Raw genomic sequence first — 22484 nt, 5'->3', positions numbered from 1 at the left:
GCGATGGAGAAGAAATATGTAGCAGACTTAGAAAATTTGACGCCGCTCATTGGTCGTGAAATCCAGATGGACGGAGCCAAAATCGCGTTATTCCGACTATCAGACGATAATGTGAAAGCTATCGAAAACCGCTGTCCACACAAAAATGGACCGCTAGCAGAAGGCACGGTGTCTGGAACCGACGTTTTCTGCCCACTTCACGATTATAAAATATCGCTAGAAACAGGACAAGTTGCGGCACCTGACGAAGGTTGTGTCAAAACCTACGAAACCAGCGTCGAAAACGGCAAAATCTATTTGGTAACGAATCCATGACAAACGTCTACCTTATCGGCGCAGGCCCAGGCGATCCAGGACTCCTGACATTAAAAGGCCGGCGCCATCTAGAAACAGCAGATGTCATCATTTATGACAGGCTCGTCAACCCGATTCTGCTCCATTTAGCGAAAAAAGACGCCGAATTCTTATACTGTGGCAAACTACCACGCCATCATATTATGCGCCAAGATCAAATCAATGCAGCTATCGTCGCGAACGCCGCGCAAGGCAAGAAAGTAGTTCGACTCAAAGGTGGCGACCCAGCCATTTTTGGGCGTGTTGGTGAAGAAATGAAGGCTATATCAGATGCAGGCTTTACCTACCAAGTCATTCCGGGCATCACGTCCAGTTCCGCTGCTGCGATCTATGCGGGAATTCCCCTAACACATCGCGACCACAACGGACATGTGACTTTTGCGACTGGTCATCAGAAAAACAACGCACTCACGGAAATCGATATGACAACTCTTGCGCGAGGTGGCACGCTCGCATTTTACATGGGAATCGAAAACCTGCCGCGTATTTGCGAAAAAATCACCAAGCAATCAGAGCTCGCTGAACTTCCCGTCGCTATTATCGAATGGGGCACGCTTGGTCGCCAACAAGTACTTACAGGAACCATTGCGACCATCGAATCTGAATTAGCGCAAACGACCATGGCGAACCCTGCCATGATCATTATCGGAAATGTTGTCAAAGAACGCAGCGAAGTCTCATGGTTCGAACAAATGCCGCAATTTGGCAAGCGCTACCTACTAGCATCGGATAAAGGCCTTACATTCGACCAAATATGCGACTATACGGAACAAGGCGCTCACGTTTACGTACTCCCAATCGGCGACGCGCGATTTGACGACATCACCACCCGTGTCTTATCTGAACAACAATGGGATGGCGTCATTTTGCACGACGGAACCCCAGCTCGAATTTTTCAAAAAGAATTAGTCCGATTGGGAATAAATGAAACCTTTCACATATTCCAAAACGAACCGCCACATGTTATTCTAGAAGGGTAGTTAAGGAGGAATGACATACCAATGAAAGAACAAGATATTGCAAGCGAACTAATCGATATCAGGCTCCAATTCGGGTTGGACTTTGTCGGCATTGCCACGGCGATTGCAGCAGACGGTCAAAAAGAAATACGCTGGAAATACGTCGCCGGCAACCGTAATAACCGCTATCAAAAAATTGTTCTCCAAGTGGGTAAAGGCATCGCAGGAATCGTTTGGCGAACCGCAAGGATAATGATTTCTGAAAATCTAAATCAGGATAGAGATGCGCCACTTCAAGAATACCCCATTGCACTCACCGAGAATTTAGCTAGTATTATCGCGGTTCCAATCATGTCAGAGGGTGTGGTTATCGGAGTCATGCTAGGAGGCTACCGTAAAGTCACACAAATAAAAACATCGATGCCGACTGATTTTCAAATAATTGCTGACAAGATGCAGCAAAGCTTACTAGCAGTAAAGGAATGATGCGAAATGGAAATAACATCCGAACTATTCATGAAAGCCTATGAGCAGATGAGCGACGCTGTTTTTTTGTTGCGAGATAGAAGTGAAATCATCGCATCGAATCCTGCAGCAAATCAGTTGCTCAATCGCTATGTGGTGAATTTGGATGACTTCTGCACTTATTGCAACGGCTACACCTCGATTTTCGAAGAGCGCACATGTCTAGGCTGTTCTTTGAGAAAACGAATCGACAACGAAGCCTTCCAAATTTTTCTGAACGTCAAAAACGGCGAGAACGTACCGTTCAGTGCGAGCTACACGCTCATCGATGAATCTGCTGGAATCAGCGTACTGCTTTTACGCAACCTAACGAAACAACAACAAACCGAACAAGTGCTGAAGCAAAAAACAATGACCGAATATGTCATCAACGCGCAAGAAAACGAACGGAAACGCCTGTCCCGCGAGCTTCACGATGGCTTGGCGCAGGGCCTTTTCAGCACGTTAATTGAACTTCGCAAAATCAAATATATGACTAAAAAAGAAGATTACGAATCAAGCATTGCCGAAATGGACTCCATGCTCGCGACAACGCTTGAGGACATTCGCAATATGGCTGTAGAACTACGCCCATCATCCCTTGATGATCTTGGTATTTTTGCAGCTCTAAAAGCCTATTTTAAGCGTTACGAGCAGCTGTTCGGCGTTCATGTCGTCTTCGTTTCCGAATTATATGGCACGCGTTTTTCAGCAAGCATCGAAACCATGCTGTACCGCGTTACCCAAGAAGCACTGACCAACGCAGCCAAATACGCCGATGTAGATGAAATCGAAGTCTATCTTTTCAAAACAAAGCAAACGGTCGTACTCGAAATTAACGACCAAGGCATCGGCTTTTCGCCAGACCATTTCACCGCAGAAGGAAGCGGTTTAGGCTTGCTAAACATGAAAGAACGCGTGGAACTTTTGCATGGGGAATTCGAGCTTCGTTCAGAACCGAATCAAGGAACAAAGGTGCTTGTCAGAATACCAATCGAGCAAAAAGGAGGCAGAACAACATGATCAAAGTACTCGTTGTAGACGACCATGCCGTAGTCAGAAGCGGACTTTCCTTCGTCATCAACTCCCAAGAAGACATGACTGTAGTAGCGGATGCCGCAGACGGTTTGGAGGCCTATCTCGAAACAGAGCGACACGCACCAGACGTGGTTTTAATGGACCTGAGCATGCCACCTGGCGAAAATGGTCTAGTCACCACAAAAAGAATCAAGGAGAACTTTCCAACAACTCAAGTCCTTATTTTGACGATGCATGACGATGAAGAATACTTGTTCCGCGCTTTAAAACTGGGTGCATCCGGCTACATTTTGAAAAATGCCAAAGATGACGAGCTACTAGATGCTATCCGTGCTTTACGACAAGGTGAAACCTACATTTATCCAAAAGTAACGACCGCGCTCGTACGCCAATTTTTGCAACAAAGTAACGGTGAAGAAGTCAGTGATTCCTATGTCCAACTCTCCAATCGTGAGCAAGAAGTCCTACCTTTGATCGCGCTCGGCTACGGCAACAAAGAAATCGCCAATAAGCTATGTATCTCTGTGAAAACGGTTGAGACGCATAAGTCCAACATCATGAATAAGCTGGACCTGACTTCCCGTGCCGAAATTGTCAAATACGCCATTAAGAAGAATCTCATCGACCTATAAATAGTTTCGGTTTAAATTTCCTTTTTCGTTAAAAAGTCATTATAATGAATAAATGACAATAGTTTTGAAAAAGGGAGTGACATTCATTTGAAGAAAACCAGAAAGTGGAATTGGACAAAAATCATCGCGATATTTATTTTTGCATCACTGTTAATATCATTAGTATTTTCAATCTACAATGTAATGACGACACCAGAAACCGGTGTGCCAGCAGGGGAGCCAACACGAAGCGATTATTCCTTGATGGTTAGTCAGTGTATTTTAGGGCTAGTCGCGATGTTCTTGCCGTCGATTCTTGGACGCAGATTTAAATTTGAAATTCCAGGTAATATGTATCTTGTCTTTATTATTTTCTTGTATTGCTCGATTTACCTTGGAGAAGTTCAAAGTTTCTACTACTTGATTCCTAATTGGGATACGATTTTGCACACATTTAGTGGTGCGATGCTCGGCGCGCTCGGATTTTCCGTTATATCCCTTCTCAATGAGGATGAACGCACACCGATGAATTTAAGCCCCGCTTTTGTAGCCCTGTTCGCCGTATGTTTCGCCGTGACATTAGGTGTTATCTGGGAATTTTATGAGTTCTCATCCGATAAATGGCTAGGCATGAACATGCAAAAAACAATGCTAGAAGACGGCACGAAGCTTGCTGGAACCGCAGCGGTGTCAGATACGATGGAAGACCTGTTCGTCGATTTCCTCGGAGCTTTAGTATTTGCAATCATCGGGTACGTCAACCTGAAACGCAAAAAAGGTTGGATGGAAAAATTCGAATTCAAAAAAACAGTGAAAAAGTAATACCGTAGCGAGGACTTGTAATAATTATTATTGCAAGTCTTTTTTCAAACAAAGGAGATGAAACGATGGTTTTTTCAGGCGGAGACGTCGTATTTACAGTGATTGCATTCGGTATTCTACTAGCCTTTCTTGTGGGTATTGCTTTGATAGTTGTGATGCTTTTTAAGAAGAAGAAAAAGCTAGACTAGGGACAAATATCCAGACCATAAAGCATAAAAAAATAAATTATGCAACTAAATAGAACAAATGTGCTTAAAAAAGATCGGCAAAATAACGGATACCAATGGACAAAAGCCTGAAATATTGTTATTATTTTAAACAAGAACCAATTTTTTTCAAGGCGGATCACAGCTAGTCTTTAAATTGGGGCTAGTGGCTAATTAATACTGAAGAAATGGGGGATGATGTGTGAAAAAAGACCAACGTACTGTTACAAGACTGAATAATCGTTATGTACAAGACGAAGCCATCATGAAGAAACAACGATCACGCAGAAGAGTCGCGCTATTTCGGAGGCTATTAATGCTTGCCGCAGTGATTGTGGTAGTCAGCGGTGGTTTAGTGTATGTCTATTCACAACAAGTGAGTTTGCTGCACGCCAAGGAAACAGAGAAAGTAGAATTAGATAAGAAAGCACTCGCAGTAGCGCAAGAACAGAAGGAACTAAAGAGCACGATTAACAAATTACATGATGATGACTACATCGCGAAACTGGCTAGGAGTGAGTATTTCCTTTCTGAGAAGGGGGAAATCATTTTTAATATTCCTGACGAAAACGATAAAAAGAAAGAGTCGTCCAATTAATTTGCGAAAAAAAGTTTCGTGTAATTGACACTCTTTTTATATTAGCTATAATTAAGGGTAGAGTGAAATTCTAAGGAGGAAGCATTGTTTTATGTCGATTGAAGTAGGCAACAAGTTACAAGGGAAGATTACCGGGATTACTAATTTTGGGGCGTTTGTTGAGTTAGAAGGTGGCAAGACAGGTCTTGTTCACATTAGTGAGGTTGCAGATAACTATGTGAAGGATATCAATGACATTTTAACAGTTGGCGATGAAGTCACTGTGAAAGTAATGAATGTCGGCGATGACGGCAAAATCGGTTTATCAATTCGTAAAGCAGTTGACCAACCGGAACGTCCAGAAAGACCGGAGAGAAGTTATAGTAGCGGACCTCGTAAACCGAAATACAACAAAAAGGCTGCAGAGCCAGTACGTCCAGAGAATTTTGAAGATAAAATGTCCAAATTCTTAAAAGATAGCGAAGACCGTTTATCTACCTTAAAACGTCAAACGGAGTCTAAACGTGGCGGCCGTGGCGCGAAACGTAGCTAATCATAAATAGTGAATTTATAGGAGCTGTTCAAAGTCAACTAAAGTCTGATTTACTTGGCTTAGGTACAACTCCTTTTTTTGCCTGATTTTGATGCAAGAAAGAGGTTGGAAACATGATGGCTCGCGAAAAAGTAATGGCGTTTATAACGAAGCACCAACTTATCAAGCCAAGCGATCAGTTGCTCGTTGCTGTTTCTGGCGGCGCGGATTCGATGGCGTTACTTCATTTTCTGATTCAAACTAGAATTGTGCCAAAAGAGGCGATTGTTGTAGCGCACGTCAATCATGGTTTGCGCGCAGAATCAGTAGATGAGGAGCAGCTTGTCGCGGATGTTTGTGAGACTTACGGCATTCGATTCGAATCGACGCAACTGGATATTAGACGCTTAGCCGAGCAAGAGAAGACAGGGATTGAAGAGACGGCGCGTAAGTATCGGTATACTTTTTTTAGAGGGCTTTTGCGCAAGTATCATTGTCAGAAGCTAGTTCTAGCGCACCATGCGGATGATCAGATGGAGACAATTTTGATGCGGCTTGTTCGTGGGAGTTCCGATTTGGGGTGGCTCGGGATGCAGCCAAAACGCGATTTTGCGACGGGGATGGTAATTCGGCCGTTCTTACCGCTCACGAAGAGTGAGATTGTGAATCTATGTGAGACGCAGGACGTTCCTTATTTAGAGGATGCGACCAATCAGGAAGATACTTATACACGCAACCGTTACCGCAAAGCTTTACTACCCTTTTTAAAACAAGAAAATACGAATGTCGATGAACAATTTCGGCGTTTTTCGGAGGAGACTACCGAGGATTTCCTGTTTTTGAACGAGTTGGCAGAACAGGCTTTACGAAGCATGACTGAATATAGCGAAACGGACGTGAAACTTTCATTAAATGAGTGGCGTAAACTGCCCCAACCTTTACAACGTCGTACAATTCATTTATTATTAAAATATCTGTATAAAGACACGATGTCGCTTATTTCGGCAGGACATGTGGACCAGATTTTGCGACTGAATCGGGAAGCAAATCCGTCAGGCGTCATCCACTTGCCAAATAGTCTGATTGTGAGGCGCGCGTACGACCAGCTGGACTTCTTTTATGGTGAGTCCGGCAAAAAAGTGCAGGATTTTTATCATCAGTTATATGACGGTGATCGCGTGACACTAGCAGATGGCGCAGAAATTCGCATCAAGACCAAAAGCTCAGTTGTGCAAACAGCTGGATTAGATGGTATGATTGTGAATCAGGATGCGATCCAGTTGCCACTGATTATCCGAGGTCGTATGAACGGTGATCGGATGAAAACGACAGGCGGTACACGCAAGCTCAAATCTATCTTCATTGATGCCAAAATCCCGAAGCACGAACGTGATACGTGGCCAATTGTGACAGATTATTCAGGTGAAATTTTATGGATTCCGGGCGTTCAGGCGTCGGTCCACCAAACGAAGCCAAACCGTGAAACAAAGCAGTATATTATAAGATATCATCGTAATTTAGGAGGAAACAAAAGTATGCACAACGATATTCAGAAAGTGTTGATTAGCGAAAATGAAATCCAGGAGAAAATTGCTGAGCTGGGCAAAGAACTGACAGCAGAGTACGACGGTCGCTTCCCGCTAGTCATTGGTGTCTTAAAAGGTGCGACGCCTTTCATGACCGATTTACTAAAAAGAGTAGATACATATCTAGAAATGGATTTCATGGATGTATCGAGTTACGGCAACGGCACAGTTTCAACTGGCGAAGTAAAAATCATCAAAGATTTGAACACATCAGTGGAAGGGCGAGACGTACTAATTCTGGAAGATATTATTGACAGTGGACGCACGCTTAGCTATTTAGTTGATCTTCTAAAATACCGCAAAGCTAAATCTGTAAAACTAGTAACGCTACTTGATAAACCAGAAGGACGCAATGTAGATATTGACGCGGATTATGTTGGTTTTGTTGTTCCAAATGAATTCGTCGTTGGCTATGGTCTTGACTTCGCAGAGAAATATCGTAACTTACCGTACATTGGTGTTTTGAAACCAGAAATTTATGCAGATTGATTTAGTTCACAAAATGAATTAAATTTGTTACCATATAGAAAACAAGGCACAAAGGTAGCTATTCCGCGCTAAATTTTTCCTGTGATAAAAAAACGTGTGAAGAAGCATGCAAATCATTGGGAAATTGCAGATCGTTATGCTATCATTAGTCTTAGTTTTTAGCTCAATATGCCTATTTGAGGAATAATAATAAACCATGCTTTTTAATAGAAAGTCTTCGTGAGAGAAGTACAAGGCGGATCCGTTTTTACAGCCAAAAAGGGAATGCAAAACAACCTAACTGTAAAGACTTAATCCATGCTCTTACGTGGGAGGAGGTAAGGAATGAATCGCTTTTTTAGAAACGCCATATTTTACGTTATCATTTTCCTTGTCATCATAGGAATCGTAGCCACTTTTAATAACAATAGTGAGTCTGCAAAAGAAATCAGCTATGATGAGTTCATCACGAAAATGGGTGACGATCAAATCAAATCATTCTCTATGCAACCGGATCGCAGTGTGTATGTGATCAATGGGGAGCTGAAGAAAGCTGAGAAAACGGACAGCAAAGTTGGGAAAGACCAATCAACAACGAAATTTACGACGTATGCTATTGCCAATGATGAACTAACAGCGCAAATCACGAAAGTAGCTAAAGAAAATGATGTGAAAGTAGATGTTGTTCCAGCAAAGCAAAATAGTGGCTGGATTACGTTCTTCACTTCTATCATTCCTTTTGTTATCATCTTTATCCTGTTCTTCTTCCTAATGAGTCAAGCTCAAGGTGGCGGCGGTGGCGGTCGAGTTATGAACTTTGGTAAAAGTAAGGCCAAACTTTATAATGACGACAAGAATAAAGTCCGCTTCACTGACGTAGCTGGTGCAGATGAAGAGAAACAAGAATTAGTGGAAGTTGTAGATTTCCTGAAAGACCCACGCAAATTTGCCGAACTTGGCGCACGAATTCCTAAAGGGGTCCTGCTTGTAGGTCCTCCAGGTACAGGTAAAACATTACTTGCCCGTGCAGTAGCCGGTGAAGCAGGCGTACCGTTCTTCTCAATCAGTGGTTCGGACTTCGTTGAGATGTTCGTCGGTGTCGGTGCAAGCCGTGTCCGTGACCTTTTCGAAAATGCGAAGAAAAACGCTCCATGTATTATCTTTATCGATGAAATTGATGCAGTAGGTCGTCAACGTGGCGCAGGAATGGGCGGCGGACATGACGAACGCGAGCAAACATTGAACCAATTGCTTGTAGAAATGGATGGTTTCGGCGGTAACGAAGGAATCATTATCATCGCTGCAACTAACCGTGCCGACGTACTTGACCCAGCGTTACTACGTCCAGGCCGTTTTGACCGTCAAATCATGGTTGATCGTCCCGATGTTAAAGGCCGTGAAGCAGTACTTCGCGTACATGCTCGTAACAAGCCACTTGCGAAAAGTGTTGACTTAAAAGCAATTGCGCAACGTACACCAGGATTCTCAGGTGCCGATTTAGAAAACTTACTGAATGAAGCAGCACTCGTTGCTGCCCGTTCTGATAAGAAACAAATCGATATGAAAGATTTGGACGAAGCAAGCGATCGTGTTATCGCCGGCCCGGCCAAGAAAAACCGTGTTATTTCGATCAAAGAACGCCGTACCGTTGCGTATCATGAAAGTGGTCACGTAATCGTTGGAATGGTGCTCGATGAAGCCGAAGTAGTCCACAAAGTAACGATTGTTCCACGTGGACAAGCAGGCGGATATGCTGTTATGTTACCAAAAGAAGATCGCTTCCTAATGACGAAAGCCGAGTTAATGGACCGAATCACTGGTTTACTAGGTGGACGCGTAGCTGAAGAAATTGAATTTGGAGAAGTAACAACAGGCGCAAGTAATGACTTCGAACGTGCGACACAAATCGCGCGCCGGATGGTAACGGAATGGGGTATGAGCGACAAGATTGGCCCACTTCAATTCTCATCAGGAGGTGGCGATCAAGTATTCATGGGTCGTGATTTTGGAAATAGCAAGAACTATTCCGATAAAATTGCCTACGAAATTGATACCGAAGTACAGAGCCTAATCCGTTTCTGTTACGACCGTGCGAAGACAATTATTGAAGAACACAGAGAGCAACATACGCTTATTGCGGAAACATTGCTTGAAGTTGAAACATTAGATGCACGTCAAATCCGTTCCCTATATGACGATGGCGTTTTACCATCCGAAATGGACGCAGACGAACAAATGTCCGAATTCCCTTCTGAAAAAGATGATATCGAACCAAAATCTTATGAAGAAGAGAAGAAAGAACTTGTTGAAGAAGCGAAAGACGATAAGATTTGGGATTATGCAGATAAAGAAGAAAAAGCAGAGAAGGAAGCAGAAACAGAAGCGCCGAAAGAAGTCGTGACTGAAGAAGCACCTGATGCTGAGAAAACACCGAATGATGATAAAAAAGGTGAATAAGTAAGAATGCGGACCAGTACATGTGAGTTGTGTGCTGGTCTTTTTGTTGAGGCGCTTACGAATTGGTCAAAATAAGACAAATTACTCGGCTTTTCACAGAATCCGTGTTATGATACTCTAGAAAAATCACAAAAAAGGATGGTGACGGGTATGATTTTAGTTATCGATGTTGGGAATACGAACATCACAATTGGTGTTTATGAAGGCAAAGAGTTACGCAAGCATTGGCGAATGACAACGGATCGTCACCGGACATCGGACGAACTCGGCATGATGGTCTTAGATTTTTTCCAATACGGTGGCATTTCTTCTAAGGCAATCGAGGGCATCATCATTTCATCGGTCGTTCCACCAATTATGCATTCCATGGAAGCGATGTGTTATAAATATTTCGAAATTAGGCCGCTTGTTGTCGATCCGGGTATTAAAACTGGTCTGAACCTACAAATCGATAACCCGCGCGAAGTCGGTGCGGACCGAATTGTTAACGCCGTCGCAACGATTGAAGAATACGGAACCCCCGCTATTATCGTGGATTTTGGAACGGCGACAACATTTTGCTACATTGACGAAAAATCGCGCTATTACGGTGGGGCCATTGCACCAGGCATCATGATTTCGACGGAAGCCCTTTACAATCGCGCGGCCAAACTTCCACGTGTAGACATCACCGAAGCACCTAAAGTCATTGGCAAAAGTACCGTCACATCGATGCAAGCAGGTATATACTACGGCTTCATCGGTCAATTTGAAGGTATTGTTAAAGCAATGAAAGAACAGACGAATACCGAGCCAGTCATCGTTGCAACAGGAGGGCTCGCAAGGCTTATCAGTGGAAAATCAGATATAACGGATATCGTAGACCCATTTTTAACACTCAAAGGGTTGCGAATTTTATATGAACGAAATCAATCAAACGATAAAGGAGTTAATGACAGTGAGTGATTATTTAGTAAAAGCACTAGCGTATGGCGGCAATGTCCGTGCTTACGCTGCAAGAACAACAGAAGCGGTGAGTGAGGCGCAGCGCCGTCATGATACGTGGTCCATCTCATCCGCGGCCCTTGGCAGATCTATGACAGCCACTCTATTCCTAGGCGCTATGCAAAAAGAGGATCAAAAAGTAACCGTCAAAATTGAAGGAAACGGTCCAATTGGTCCAATCATCACAGATAGCAACACGCAAGGTCAGATTCGCGGCTACGTAACAAATCCGCACGTTCATTTCAGTGAGTTAAACGAGTTCGGTAAATTAGATGTTCGTCGCGGTGTGGGAACAGAAGGCATGCTAGCTGTAGTTAAAGATATCGGTTTCCGCTCTAATTTTACAGGTCAGGTTCCGATCGTTTCTGGTGAAATTGGCGAGGACTACACTTACTACCTAGCCACATCTGAGCAAATTAATTCCTCACTTGGCGTTGGCGTACTCGTGAATCCAGATGATACCATCGAGGCCGCCGGAGGATTCATGCTTCAACTACTGCCAGGTGCGGACGACGCCATCATTGACGAAATCGAAAAAAACCTGAAAAATTGCCCAACGATTTCTCGTTTAATCGAAGCAGGAGAAACGCCAGAACAAATTTTGGCTAGACTTGCAGGTGGCGAAGAAAACCTACAAATCCTTGAAAAAATGCCGGTCACATTCGAATGTAACTGCTCCAAAGACCGTTTCGGTAACGCGATTGTATCATTGGGAAAAAGTGAAATTCGCCAAATGATTGAAGAAGATCACGGCGCAGAAGCAGAATGTCATTTTTGCCGTAATAAATATCACTTTGAAGAATCGGAACTAGAAGCATTTTACGAAGAAGCGAAATAAGTATCAGATGAGGCAGCCTATCAGGGGTTGCCTTTTAAATTTGACAAAGTAGGTCGGAATTGATTAAAGTAGAGGAGAGAATAGAGAAGGAGTGTTGAGAAAATGACAATTGCAAACTCAATTACAGACTTAATCGGAAAAACGCCTATCGTGAAATTGAATCGTTTACCAGAAGCGGGAAGTGCGGACGTATATGTGAAATTAGAATTCCAAAATCCAGGCGGCAGTGTGAAAGACCGTATTGCCAATGCGATGATTGAAGATGCAGAAGAGTCCGGCGCGTTGAAACAAGGCGATACAATCATTGAACCAACAAGTGGAAATACAGGAATCGGACTTGCGATGGTTGCAGCGGCGAAAGGATACCGCGCGATTTTTGTTATGCCAGAAACGATGAGTTTAGAGCGTCGTAAATTACTGCAAGCATATGGCGCGGAGCTAGTTTTAACCCCTGGCCCAGATGGTATGAAGGGCGCTATTGCCAAAGCAGATGAACTTGCGAAAGCGCACGGCTATTTTGTACCACAACAATTCCATAACCCAGCCAATCCAGCCGTTCACGAGCGCACAACAGGTCCAGAAATTGTCGAAGCGTTCGGTAAAGACGGGCTAGACGCATTTATCGCAGGAGTAGGAACAGGCGGAACAGTATCAGGCGCAGGGCACGTACTTAAGAAAAACTATCCAGACATTAAAATATACGCGCTAGAACCAGAAGAATCCGCAGTACTTTCAGGTGATTCACCGTCCCCGCATAAAATCCAAGGAATCGGGGCTGGCTTTATTCCGGATACACTAGACACAAAAGTATATGATGGTATTCTCAAAGTTTCAAGTGAAGATGCCCTAGAAACCGCCCGCGAAGTTGCTAAAAAAGAAGGTATCCTAGTAGGTATATCCTCAGGCGCGACCATTTTTGCAGCACTAAACTTGGCTAAAGAATTAGGCGCAGGCAAAAAAGTATTAGCCATTGTTGCGAGTAATGGGGAACGTTATCTGAGCACAGCTTTATACAATTTCGAATAAATCTCATAGACTTCTAACAAGAAACACAGTAAAATTTCGCGAGGGTACGATATTATAGTACTTGTAAGACCACAACAAATAAGTCAATTTCCATTACTTCCTCGTGATGGAAAGAAAGAACCAACGTGCCATCAACACGTTGGTTTTTGTTGCGGTTCATATGAGGCAGTCCCTGCCGATTTAGAGCCGCAATATGCATGAGAGTAAAGCGAGCATGTAAACCATCAGAGGCTCTTGGGCACCAAACTCAGAACGATCAGTAAGGAATAAGAATTAGAGAACTTGATAAAACCTTAACTTCATTTTAAACAAACAAAAAAGACGCCGTAGCGTCTTTTTGTCTAACTATAAACTAGTACTCAAAATAATCGGTCCTTTCGGAGTTTCACTATCATTATCAGGTTCAATCGTGATTGCGACAGTATCGTACTTCGCATTTTTCGGTATGGAATGAATCACGCCCCCATGTCCATCATCATTCGCTATAAAAGTCCCAGCCCGCGTTGGTTTCCCATCGAGCAATAACCAGACTTGATAACACTCAGCGCCATTCAAACGACTCAAATCCTGAGCCTGAATCACCAACGTATTTTGCGAACCCTTCTGAATTAAGGAAGCCGTCGCGCTCGCCGTCACATTATCCGAAGCCTGAAGCGGTTTCGAAGTTTTCGTAATATCCGTGTCCTCCGTCGCCTGTTTCGTATCCTGATCCCGCGTCGCAATAACGTAGAAATTCCCAGCCAGCGAAATAATCAAAGCGGCGACCAAGCTCGGAATCACCCAACGCCGTTTCCGCTTAGGCACCACATTCGCAATCTTCACAACGTCCGGCGTCTCATCCACTGTCTCCTGACCTTGCGCAAAAACATTCCCTAAAACCCGATCCTTCATGCCCTCAGGAGGAGTGACGGATTCAGACAAGTAAGGCAAGTCAACCATCAAAGCCTCAAGCTCCTGAACTTCCGCCTTAAGCTCCGGCAACCGCTCCATCGCCGCCTCAAAAGCCACACGCTCATCCGCGCTCAAATCCCCATTAATATAATCCAAAACCTGCGCACTATAATCACGCTCGCTCATCCAAATCCCTCCTCTCCCCATTAGCATCCAGCGCACTTCGCAAATGTTGCAGCGCCAACCTCAGCCGTCCCTTCACAGTCCCGAGCGGTATCCCAAAATGGTCCGCAATTTTCTGCTGCGAATAGCCGTTAAAATAAAACAAGTGAATCATTTCCTGCTGATTTGCCTTCAAATGCCCGATAGCTTGCTTCAAAATATCTTTTTTCTCCTTCCATTCCAATATTTCATCTGGAGTCGGCTCATCATCCGCTAATTTTTCCCGCTCCTCTTGCAATTCATAAGGCACTTCTTTCTGTTTACGCATGAGGTCGATGCTAAGATTTCGCGTCACCGTCAACAACCACGATGCGAATTTCCCCTTCGAAGGATCATACAAACCCGGTTTTACCCATAGCTTCATGAAAACCTCCTGCACAACTTCCTCCGCCAACTCTTTATTCCCCGTCATTCGGTACGCAAAAGAAAACACTAATTTGTGATACTGATCATAGAGTTTCTCAAGCGCCGATTTATCACCCTGTCCAATACATTCATATAAGGCAGCATCATTTTCAGACATTTTCATCCCCCTTTTCTCCAAGGTAATACTAGAATAGCACATTCTTTGGAAAAAAGTCCTTCTATAGAAACTAACGAATGAAAAACCTTTTTAGATCAGAAAATAAAATAATTTTAAAAAAAGTGATCCATTTCCAAATCCCATTCGTAAGCTGTATGTAAAACAAATCAAAAGGAGTGGGAAAAATGAAAATGAAAAAATGGTTAGCGCCAGTATTAGGTTTGGTATTAATAGTTTCGCCAGCGACGGGGGCATATGCGGCAGAAACAGCACCAACAGTCAAAACACCTGCATCTGATTTGAGAGCGACATTCGATTACTTACTATCGGAACACTACGCATTAGCAGTGGACACGATGATTAAAACATATGATGGCAATAAAGCGGCACCAGAAGCAGCCAAAGCATTAGATCAAAATGCGAAAGACATGGAACCCGCAATTGCATCCATTTACGGTGAAGAAGGCGGCAAACAGTTCGAAGCGATTTTCGCACCACATAACGCAGCAACAGACGATTACGCACAAGCAGTAAAAGACGGCGATAAAGCCGCACAAGACGCAGCAACAAAAGAAGTAGATAAATTCGTAAATGATATGGCGGCCTTCCTATCGACAGCAACAGGCGGTAAATTACCAGAAGCAGGCGCCAAACAAGCACTTGCCGAACATGAGGCAGACGTTCAACAGGTATTCGATCAATACGTCGCAAAAGATTACGAAGGCGCCTATAAAACATACTTAGCAGGTTTCGAACAAATTTTTGGTGCTGGAAAAGCGATTTCAGGAGCAATTGTAGCGCAAAATCCAGATAAATTCGATAACACAAAACCAGATACAGCCGCAGCTGACTTACGCTCAACTCTGACGATGCTCGGAAGCGAACATTTCGCGCTAGCAACTTTAAGCATGGAAAAAGGCTATGACGGCGATCCAGACTACGATTACGTAAACTGGGCACAGGATCAGAACACAGCCGCATTTAAAGCCGCATTCACATCGATTTACGGCGCAGATGCAGGCAATCAATTCGAAAAACTGTGGACTACAAACCATATCAATGCCCAAGCGGACCTAGCCGCAGCGACCGCAGCAAAAAATACCGATAACGAGCAAAAAGATAAAACAAGACTCACCAACACATTTGCCAACGATTTCGGTAATTTTCTAGCAACAGCAACAGACGGAAATCTTCCAGCCAAAGATGCCGTCGCAGCAGTAACCCAACACGAAACAACAGTAACAGACACATTCGATAAATATGTTTCTGGTGACTATGCTGGTTCATATGCATCCTACCGAGAAGGTTATAAGTTGATGTCAGGTATAGGCGAAAACCTTGGTGGTGCAATCGTTACCCAATTTCCAGACAAATTCAGCGATACAATGCCCACAAGTATGCCTAATACAGGGATGGGAGATGGCAATCAAGCCAATAATAACCTAGCTATTTGGATCAGCCTCAGCGCTATCATCTTAGCAGGAGCTGGATTTATCATTTTTCGTCAACAAAAGAAACAACACCGCCAATAAAATGAGGTGAAACCAATGAAAATTTTTCTAACGAGTATCACTGCGATCGTTGCGATTATAGTTTTAACCTTCGCGATGCATCCATTTGCGACGGAAGAACCTCCAGCAATTCAGGTGAAACACGACCAACAGCCCGCGAAAGGAAAAATCATAAGCAGAATTGCTGAATTCCCAATCTACGCCAAGCAACAACGGGAAATCGAAACCCTCCGAACAGCCAAACAAAAAGAGCAAACAGGAATTATCCCAGTTCGGATTAAAATTCCAGCAATTCAGGTCGATGCGCCAGTGATACAAGTTGGAAAAACAACCAATGGCCAGATGGAAGTGCCAAACAATACCATCGAAACTGGTTGGTATAATCCAGGCTATAAACCTGGAAGTCTAGGGAACTCAGTTATTGCAGGCCATGTAGATAGCAAAAAAGGAGCTGCTGTATTTTTCTATCTGAAAGAGCTCCAAGCCGGCGATGAAATTTTGCTAACAGATAAATCGGGTAGAAAACTAACATTCACTGTTCAAAGCAAGAAAAGCTATCTAGCTGAAAAAGCACCGATCAATCAAATATTTGGCTCGTCGACAAGTCGCGTATTGAATTTGATTACGTGCACAGGAACGTTCGACTATGAGCGCCGGACGCATATCGACCGACTAGTGGTGACGGCGAAACTTGCAAACGACAGCGCAATAAAAAAAGAAGTTCCGAAAGCGCCAACCAATGTGAAGCGGTCAGGCGATTCCATTACATGGTACGCAAATCGAGCGCCGGATGTGGTAGGTTACCGAGTCTATCAAGTAGAAGATAAGAAGAAAGTGAAGATAGCAAGTGTGGCAGCTAATGAAAGGAAGAGTGTTGAGGCCAAAAGGGGAGAAGGGAAGCGGTTTGTTGTGGTTTCGGTGAATAGTGATGGTGGGGTATCTGAGGATTCTGTGAGCGTGGATTGATTAATAGGATTCTGCTTCGTATCTCTGGATAAAGCTGGGCAACAATATACATGTAATCCGTGCGAAGCAGGCGCGGCCCCTCGAAGCTTGGAGGTTCCAAGTAGGGCAATCATGCATGCGGGAACGCTCCGTTTTCTGACGTATTATCGTTTCCAGATCTAGCTTTGTTGTGGTTCTTGAAAAGCGTTTTTTTTTTACTTTTTTAGAACCTCAATATGCAGTTGAATGAAATGAAGCTGCCTTCCTTTTTACTGGTTCCTCGAATTTTTCGTGGCCTCCGCAACAGTCAGAAGAGGACTTTTACTGCGTCCCCTAACAAATTCTGTCGAGGCAAACGGGCTGTTTCCGCTTTTCGTCATTTCTCATCAAATTCTAACGCAACCCTCACTAAAATTTTGCTTTAGTCGGGTATTATATGTTTATAAGCTAACAACAAGCAAAATTAAGTTTCATTTTTTCCCTTTTTAAAATGAAAGCTTAACACTCCCTTTTTGACCAGCGTGGTTACTCCCTTTTCCGCGCTGGTTTTTTGTTGCGTTCTAAAGGCAATGTGGCCTCGAAACGTGGGTATTCATGCTATACTAATATAAAAAAGAGGTGATTATGTTGAGTAAGCTATGGCAAACGACGCATCCTACTATGATTATGGGAATCTTGAATGTCACGCCGGATTCGTTTTCGGATGGTGGGAATTACATAACGAAACAACAAGTGAAAGACAAAGCAGTTCAAATGGTACAGGACGGTGCTGCAATTATCGATATCGGTGGTGAATCAACGAGACCTGGTTACCGTGAAATTCCGATTGATGAAGAAATAGAGCGTGTTATCCCAGCAATCAAAGCTGTACGTGAGGCGTTGTCGGACGTTTGGATCTCAATTGATACGTGGAAGTCAGAAGTAGCGATCGCTGCAATCGAAGCAGGTGCAGATATAATTAACGACCAATGGGGCGCGAAAAGAGATCCTGAAATAGTCAGAGTAGCCGCTGCATTCGGGACGCCGATCATCCTGATGCATAACCGAACGAATCGCGATTACGATAATTACTTTGAAAATGTGAAACAAGATTTACAAGAGAGCATTGATATTGCGAAACAAGCAGGTGTTCCAACGCATCATATCCTGCTAGATCCTGGCTTTGGTTTTGTCAAAACGCCAGCACAAAATCTCGAAGTTTTGCGAAGAATCGATGAAATAGTTGCTTTAGGTCATGAGGTTTTACTAGGAACGAGCCGCAAATCGACCATTGGCTTAGTTCTCGACCTACCTGTAGAGGAACGCATGGAAGGGACTGGTGCAACAGTGGTTTACGGGCAAGTCAAAGGCTGTACGATTTTCCGAGTGCACGATGTGAAACCGATTGCGCGCATGATTACAATGACCGACGCGATTCTTGGTAATATCGAGGCGCCAAACAATTAAGGAGGAACTTTTAAAATGGATAAAATTTATTTAAACGAACTAGCTTTTTACGGATATCACGGCGTTATGCCCGAAGAAAATACGTTAGGTCAAACGTTCATCGTCTCGCTCACACTGGGTTTATCTACTGAAAAAGCGGGAAAAAGTGATGAAGTAAGCGACACTGTCAGTTATGCAGAAGTATACGAAACCGTAAAAGAAATCACAGAAAACCAGCGATTCCAACTAATCGAGGCACTCGCAGAAACGATAGCGACAAAAGTTTTAGCAGGATATCCTCTATTAAAAGAAATCACCGTCAAAGTCATCAAGCCGAACCCGCCAATTCCGGGACACTATCACTCTGTAGCGGTTGAAATAACGCGTACGAGGAGTGGGGAAATTGCCTAAAGCTTATTTATCGATTGGCACAAATATCGGAAATCGCCAAGAAAATCTGGAAAATGCCCTAAAAGCGTTACAAGCCGAGTCTGGGATAATCATCGAGAGCGTTTCCGGTGTATACGAAACCGACCCAGTTGGCTTCGAAGACCAAGAATCGTTCCTGAACATCGCTGTAACCATCCAAACAACACTGGATCCAGAATCCCTTTTACAAAAAGGCTTAGCAATCGAGTCCGAACTAGGCCGTGTGCGCCTTATTCGTTGGGGCCCGCGCCTCATTGATATCGACTTACTTCTATATGATGGCGTCACGCAACAAACGGAAACCCTTGAATTACCACATCCAAGAATGACAGAACGCGCCTTTGTCATGATTCCGCTACAAGAAATCGCGCCAGCCATCGCAGAACCCCTTTTGCAAGAAGAGGTATTAGCCGATCAAGGAATCCACAAAACAGACATCCAATTAGACTGGTAAAATAGACACTTGCGCTTTTCACTAGATATGTTACGATAACACTATTGTTTCAAAAGGAGAAAACAAACCGCTGACATCATGGATCGCGTATCCCAGCGGTTATTCTATTTCAAGAAAGAAGGAACATTTTTATGTGGAAAATTGGGAATGTGCCCATTAAAAATAGAGTCGTCGTCGCACCGATGGCAGGAATCTCGAATTCCGCGTTCCGTCTAACGGTCAAAGAATTCGGCGCAGGACTCGTCTGCTGTGAGATGATAAGCGACAAGGGGATCGCGCAGCGTAACGCCAAAACACTCGACATGCTCTACATCGACGAAAAAGAAAAGCCACTAAGCCTACAAATATCCGGCGGTGAAAAAAATACATTAGTAGAAGCTGCGAAATTTGTATCAGAAAATACGACCGCGGACATCATCGACATCAACATGGGCTGTCCAGTCAACAAAATCATCAAATGTGAAGCAGGCGCAAAATGGCTTCTAAATCCCGATAAAGTATACGATATGGTGGCCGCGGTAGTAGATGCCGTTGACAAACCAGTCACCGTGAAAATGCGTATTGGTTGGGACGATGAGCACGTGTTTGCTGTCGAAAATGCCCAAGCCGCTGAACGTGCAGGGGTTAGTGCCATCGCGATGCACGGCCGAACCCGCGTTCAAATGTACGAAGGCGAAGCAGATTGGAACATCCTAGCCGAAGTCAAAAAGAACATTTCTATCCCATTCATGGCAAATGGAGACGTTCAAACACCAGAAGATGCCAAAGCTATCCTTGATCAAACGGGTGCAGATGGGGTGATGATTGGCCGTGCTGCACTTGGCAACCCATGGATGATTTATCGAACAGTCCACTATCTAGAAACCGGCGAACTACTCCCGGAACCAGAACCACGCGAAAAAATCGAAACAGCCTTACTTCATTTACGCCGTCTCATTGCGATAAAAGGTGAAAAAATTGCCGTCCGCGAATTCCGTCAGCATGCAGCATACTACTTAAAAGGCGCGCGCGGAAGCACTCGAGCAAAGGTTGCCGCAAACCAAGCCGAAGAATATATCCAAATGGAAGCAATTTTAAGAGGGTTCGTCACGCAATATGAAGAAAAGAATTTAGCGAAACAATAAAAACGCATTATGACTAGAGATTCCAGTCTAATTTTTCAAACCAAAGTTGTCTCATCACGTCCTGAGGCAACTTTTTTTAAATAAAACTAGAAAAGTCAACCCAATTGAGCGTATAATGAAACTATCTGTATAACTTGAAAAGAATAGGAGTGTCAAATATGTCCAACGAGAACCATGAAGAATTAAACGACCAGCTAATCGTTCGTCGTGAAAAACTAGATACATTACGAGCAGAAGGCGTAGATCCATTCGGCGCAAAATTCGTCCGTACGATCAGCCCTGAAGAAATCGTAAGCCAATATGAAGGCAAAACGAAAGAAGAATTAGAAGAAGCAGCGATAGAAGTTACCGTTGCTGGACGTATCATGACCAAACGTGTAAAAGGAAAAGTAGGTTTCACACATATTCAAGATCGTTTCCATCAAGTTCAAATTTACATTCGCAAAGATGGCGTTGGAGAAGAAACCTATGATATTTTCAAACTAGCAGATTTAGGCGACATTGTAGGTGTTAAAGGAACGATTTTCCTAACTAATACAGGCGAACTATCCGTAAAAGCAACGGAATTCACGATGTTAAGCAAATCATTGCGCCCATTACCAGATAAATTTCACGGCTTAAAAGACGTAGAACAGCGCTACCGTCAACGCTACCTCGACTTAATAACCAACTCTGAAAGCCAACAACGTTTCGTGATGCGCAGCAAAATCATGCAATACACACGTAACTACCTAGACAACATTGGCTACCTAGAAGTCGAAACTCCAGTTCTGCATACCATTGCAGGAGGAGCAGCCGCAAAGCCGTTCATAACGCACCACAACGCGCTAGATATGCAACTATATCTCCGTATTGCTCTAGAACTGCATCTAAAACGCCTTATAGTAGGTGGAATGGATAAAGTATATGAAATCGGACGCGTATTCCGTAACGAAGGCGTATCCACTAGGCATAATCCAGAGTTCACCATGCTAGAAACTTACGCAGCCTTCGAGAATTTTGAAGATATCATGGAGTTAGTAGAAGGTCTAATCTCAACAGTATGCCAAAAACTACATGGTACGACGATCATCACATACGGTGAAGAACAAATTGACCTAACACCAAATTGGACACGTCTGCATATGGTAGATGCGGTAAAGCAATATACAGGTGTAGACTTCTGGAACGTTCAAACAACAGAAGAAGCCCAAGCCCTAGCTAAAGAACACAACGTACCGATCACAAAACACATGACATACGGCCACATTCTTAACGAGTTTTTTGAAGTATTCGTCGAAGAAAAACTTATTCAGCCAACATTCATCTATGGACATCCAATAGAAATATCCCCATTAGCCAAAACAAATAAAGATGATGCAAGGTTTACGGATCGCTTCGAAGTATTCATAGTAGGGCGCGAGCACGGTAACGCCTTCTCAGAACTTAATGACCCAATTGATCAGCGTCAACGCTTTGAGGCTCAGGTATCAGAACGCGAGCATGGCAATGATGAAGCGCATAGTATGGATGAAGAATTCCTAGAAGCGTTAGAATACGGTCTCCCACCAACCGGAGGACTAGGCATAGGTATGGACAGATTAGTCATGCTATTAACCAACGCACCATCTATTAGAGACGTCCTATTATTCCCGACGATGAAATCAAGAGATTAAGCAGAGAAATCGCGTTTTTGAGAGCTTTCAAAAACGCGATTTTCCACTATAAAAAGAGCTTTTGAAAATTTTTTTTTAAAATGTGAACTTTTTTTGTCAAATATGCTTGCCAAGGTCTCGAAAACGTGATATATTAGTAATCGTTCCAGCAAATAGATAAAAGCAACTAAGAGTCAAAAATATTTTTTTGAAAAAAGTTCTTGACAAACATCGCTAGGAAGTGTAAGATATAAGAGTTGCTGCTAAATGAGTTTAGTGCTTCTGAATGACCTTTGAAAACTGAACAGAAACAAAGATAAAACCAATAGAGACAGTGATGTTTCTAGGTAAGAATCGCAGGGCG

23 protein-coding genes are annotated in these 22484 nt (G+C 43.5%); 21 read left to right on the top strand and 2 right to left on the bottom strand.

Going from position 1 to position 22484, the window contains the following annotated elements; genetic code table 11:
* Positions 1 to 3: 3 nt before the first annotated feature.
* From nirD to cysK, 14 genes are all read left to right on the top strand, one after another.
* Positions 4 to 315 (top strand): nitrite reductase small subunit NirD, encoded by a 312-nt coding sequence (gene nirD / locus HCJ66_RS08835; RefSeq protein ID WP_187132806.1) that lies wholly within the window; start codon positions 4 to 6, stop codon positions 313 to 315.
* Positions 312 to 1334: a uroporphyrinogen-III C-methyltransferase gene (cobA, locus tag HCJ66_RS08830; protein ID WP_187132805.1), complete on the top strand. Its 1023-nt coding sequence runs from the start codon at positions 312 to 314 to the stop codon at positions 1332 to 1334. Before nirD ends, cobA begins: the two co-directional genes overlap by 4 nt.
* A gap of 21 nt (positions 1335 to 1355) precedes the next feature.
* The gene (locus HCJ66_RS08825; RefSeq protein ID WP_187132804.1) at positions 1356 to 1799 is read left to right on the top strand and encodes a GAF domain-containing protein; all 444 of its coding nucleotides are present in this window, start codon (positions 1356 to 1358) and stop codon (positions 1797 to 1799) included.
* Positions 1800 to 1805: 6 nt separating this feature from the next.
* The gene (locus HCJ66_RS08820) at positions 1806 to 2840 is read left to right on the top strand and encodes a sensor histidine kinase (protein ID WP_187132803.1); all 1035 of its coding nucleotides are present in this window, start codon (positions 1806 to 1808) and stop codon (positions 2838 to 2840) included.
* The gene (locus HCJ66_RS08815) at positions 2837 to 3487 is read left to right on the top strand and encodes a response regulator (RefSeq protein ID WP_187132802.1); all 651 of its coding nucleotides are present in this window, start codon (positions 2837 to 2839) and stop codon (positions 3485 to 3487) included. Before HCJ66_RS08820 ends, HCJ66_RS08815 begins: the two co-directional genes overlap by 4 nt.
* Before the next feature lie 87 nt (positions 3488 to 3574).
* On the top strand, positions 3575 to 4288 hold the full coding sequence (locus HCJ66_RS08810; RefSeq protein ID WP_222717457.1) for a DUF2238 domain-containing protein: 714 nt from the start codon (positions 3575 to 3577) through the stop codon (positions 4286 to 4288).
* Positions 4289 to 4353: 65 nt separating this feature from the next.
* Complete coding sequence (locus HCJ66_RS16335; protein WP_281384407.1) at positions 4354 to 4476, top strand: hypothetical protein; 123 nt, start codon at positions 4354 to 4356, stop codon at positions 4474 to 4476.
* A 220-nt stretch (positions 4477 to 4696) separates the two neighbouring features.
* A complete protein-coding gene (locus HCJ66_RS08805; protein ID WP_187132801.1) occupies positions 4697 to 5092 on the top strand; it encodes a septum formation initiator family protein in 396 nt (131 codons plus the stop codon).
* Positions 5093 to 5183: 91 nt separating this feature from the next.
* A complete protein-coding gene (locus HCJ66_RS08800; RefSeq protein WP_187132800.1) occupies positions 5184 to 5624 on the top strand; it encodes a S1 domain-containing RNA-binding protein in 441 nt (146 codons plus the stop codon).
* Between the two features lie 113 nt (positions 5625 to 5737).
* Positions 5738 to 7678, top strand: a complete 1941-nt coding sequence (gene hpt / locus HCJ66_RS08795) for a hypoxanthine phosphoribosyltransferase (RefSeq protein ID WP_187132799.1) — start codon at positions 5738 to 5740, stop codon at positions 7676 to 7678.
* Between the two features lie 324 nt (positions 7679 to 8002).
* Positions 8003 to 10114 carry an ATP-dependent zinc metalloprotease FtsH gene (gene ftsH, locus HCJ66_RS08790; protein ID WP_187132798.1) on the top strand — a complete coding sequence of 704 codons (2112 nt, stop codon included), beginning with the start codon at positions 8003 to 8005 and terminating at the stop codon, positions 10112 to 10114.
* A gap of 150 nt (positions 10115 to 10264) precedes the next feature.
* Positions 10265 to 11059 (top strand): type III pantothenate kinase, encoded by a 795-nt coding sequence (locus HCJ66_RS08785; RefSeq protein WP_187132797.1) that lies wholly within the window; start codon positions 10265 to 10267, stop codon positions 11057 to 11059.
* On the top strand, positions 11052 to 11936 hold the full coding sequence (hslO, locus tag HCJ66_RS08780; RefSeq protein WP_187132796.1) for an Hsp33 family molecular chaperone HslO: 885 nt from the start codon (positions 11052 to 11054) through the stop codon (positions 11934 to 11936). The genes HCJ66_RS08785 and hslO overlap by 8 nt, the downstream gene beginning before the upstream one ends.
* Positions 11937 to 12038: 102 nt before the next feature.
* Positions 12039 to 12962: a cysteine synthase A gene (gene cysK, locus HCJ66_RS08775; RefSeq protein ID WP_187132795.1), complete on the top strand. Its 924-nt coding sequence runs from the start codon at positions 12039 to 12041 to the stop codon at positions 12960 to 12962.
* 345 nt (positions 12963 to 13307) lie between these two features.
* On the opposite strand, the gene HCJ66_RS08770 is transcribed toward cysK, so the two are convergent.
* Together HCJ66_RS08770 and HCJ66_RS08765 are read right to left on the bottom strand one after the other, a co-directional pair.
* Positions 13308 to 14039: an anti-sigma factor gene (locus HCJ66_RS08770; protein WP_187132794.1), complete on the bottom strand. Its 732-nt coding sequence runs from the start codon at positions 14037 to 14039 to the stop codon at positions 13308 to 13310.
* On the bottom strand, positions 14026 to 14598 hold the full coding sequence (locus HCJ66_RS08765) for an RNA polymerase sigma factor (protein ID WP_187132793.1): 573 nt from the start codon (positions 14596 to 14598) through the stop codon (positions 14026 to 14028). Before HCJ66_RS08765 ends, HCJ66_RS08770 begins: the two co-directional genes overlap by 14 nt.
* Positions 14599 to 14783: 185 nt before the next feature.
* On the opposite strand from HCJ66_RS08765, the gene HCJ66_RS08760 reads away from it, so the two are divergent.
* The 7 genes from HCJ66_RS08760 to lysS all read left to right on the top strand — a co-directional run bounded on the left by HCJ66_RS08760 (position 14784) and on the right by lysS (position 22141).
* Positions 14784 to 16130, top strand: a complete 1347-nt coding sequence (locus HCJ66_RS08760) for a DUF2059 domain-containing protein (RefSeq protein WP_187132792.1) — start codon at positions 14784 to 14786, stop codon at positions 16128 to 16130.
* Between the two features lie 15 nt (positions 16131 to 16145).
* Positions 16146 to 17075 carry a class F sortase gene (locus HCJ66_RS08755; protein ID WP_187132791.1) on the top strand — a complete coding sequence of 310 codons (930 nt, stop codon included), beginning with the start codon at positions 16146 to 16148 and terminating at the stop codon, positions 17073 to 17075.
* A gap of 603 nt (positions 17076 to 17678) precedes the next feature.
* Positions 17679 to 18500 carry a dihydropteroate synthase gene (gene folP, locus HCJ66_RS08750; protein WP_425489638.1) on the top strand — a complete coding sequence of 274 codons (822 nt, stop codon included), beginning with the start codon at positions 17679 to 17681 and terminating at the stop codon, positions 18498 to 18500.
* A 15-nt stretch (positions 18501 to 18515) separates the two neighbouring features.
* Positions 18516 to 18890 (top strand): dihydroneopterin aldolase, encoded by a 375-nt coding sequence (gene folB, locus HCJ66_RS08745; RefSeq protein WP_187132790.1) that lies wholly within the window; start codon positions 18516 to 18518, stop codon positions 18888 to 18890.
* Positions 18883 to 19362 (top strand): 2-amino-4-hydroxy-6-hydroxymethyldihydropteridine diphosphokinase, encoded by a 480-nt coding sequence (gene folK, locus HCJ66_RS08740; RefSeq protein WP_187132789.1) that lies wholly within the window; start codon positions 18883 to 18885, stop codon positions 19360 to 19362. Before folB ends, folK begins: the two co-directional genes overlap by 8 nt.
* 131 nt (positions 19363 to 19493) lie before the next feature.
* On the top strand, positions 19494 to 20486 hold the full coding sequence (dusB, locus tag HCJ66_RS08735; RefSeq protein WP_187132788.1) for a tRNA dihydrouridine synthase DusB: 993 nt from the start codon (positions 19494 to 19496) through the stop codon (positions 20484 to 20486).
* Between the two features lie 158 nt (positions 20487 to 20644).
* Positions 20645 to 22141, top strand: coding sequence for a lysine--tRNA ligase (gene lysS, locus HCJ66_RS08730; RefSeq protein ID WP_187132787.1), 1497 nt, complete (start codon positions 20645 to 20647; stop codon positions 22139 to 22141).
* Positions 22142 to 22484: the final 343 nt, after the last annotated feature.

Origin of the sequence: Paenilisteria portnoyi (assembly GCF_014322795.1) — a bacterium.
Taxonomy (GTDB): domain Bacteria; phylum Bacillota; class Bacilli; order Lactobacillales; family Listeriaceae; genus Listeria_A; species Listeria_A portnoyi.
Note: the sequence above shows the minus strand (reverse complement) of the source record. Positions and strands in the feature narration are given on the sequence as shown.

Coding starts and splice junctions, on each gene's coding strand:
- nirD (WP_187132806.1), top strand. CDS start 4: ATGGAGAAGAAATATGTAGCAGACTTAGAAAATTTGACGCCGCTCATT.
- cobA (WP_187132805.1), top strand. CDS start 312: ATGACAAACGTCTACCTTATCGGCGCAGGCCCAGGCGATCCAGGACTC.
- HCJ66_RS08825 (WP_187132804.1), top strand. CDS start 1,356: ATGAAAGAACAAGATATTGCAAGCGAACTAATCGATATCAGGCTCCAA.
- HCJ66_RS08820 (WP_187132803.1), top strand. CDS start 1,806: ATGGAAATAACATCCGAACTATTCATGAAAGCCTATGAGCAGATGAGC.
- HCJ66_RS08815 (WP_187132802.1), top strand. CDS start 2,837: ATGATCAAAGTACTCGTTGTAGACGACCATGCCGTAGTCAGAAGCGGA.
- HCJ66_RS16335 (WP_281384407.1), top strand. CDS start 4,354: ATGGTTTTTTCAGGCGGAGACGTCGTATTTACAGTGATTGCATTCGGT.
- HCJ66_RS08800 (WP_187132800.1), top strand. CDS start 5,184: ATGTCGATTGAAGTAGGCAACAAGTTACAAGGGAAGATTACCGGGATT.
- hpt (WP_187132799.1), top strand. CDS start 5,738: ATGATGGCTCGCGAAAAAGTAATGGCGTTTATAACGAAGCACCAACTT.
- ftsH (WP_187132798.1), top strand. CDS start 8,003: ATGAATCGCTTTTTTAGAAACGCCATATTTTACGTTATCATTTTCCTT.
- HCJ66_RS08785 (WP_187132797.1), top strand. CDS start 10,265: ATGATTTTAGTTATCGATGTTGGGAATACGAACATCACAATTGGTGTT.
- cysK (WP_187132795.1), top strand. CDS start 12,039: ATGACAATTGCAAACTCAATTACAGACTTAATCGGAAAAACGCCTATC.
- HCJ66_RS08770 (WP_187132794.1), bottom strand. CDS start 14,039: ATGAGCGAGCGTGATTATAGTGCGCAGGTTTTGGATTATATTAATGGG.
- HCJ66_RS08765 (WP_187132793.1), bottom strand. CDS start 14,598: ATGTCTGAAAATGATGCTGCCTTATATGAATGTATTGGACAGGGTGAT.
- HCJ66_RS08760 (WP_187132792.1), top strand. CDS start 14,784: ATGAAAATGAAAAAATGGTTAGCGCCAGTATTAGGTTTGGTATTAATA.
- HCJ66_RS08755 (WP_187132791.1), top strand. CDS start 16,146: ATGAAAATTTTTCTAACGAGTATCACTGCGATCGTTGCGATTATAGTT.
- folP (WP_425489638.1), top strand. CDS start 17,679: ATGTTGAGTAAGCTATGGCAAACGACGCATCCTACTATGATTATGGGA.
- folB (WP_187132790.1), top strand. CDS start 18,516: ATGGATAAAATTTATTTAAACGAACTAGCTTTTTACGGATATCACGGC.
- dusB (WP_187132788.1), top strand. CDS start 19,494: ATGTGGAAAATTGGGAATGTGCCCATTAAAAATAGAGTCGTCGTCGCA.
- lysS (WP_187132787.1), top strand. CDS start 20,645: ATGTCCAACGAGAACCATGAAGAATTAAACGACCAGCTAATCGTTCGT.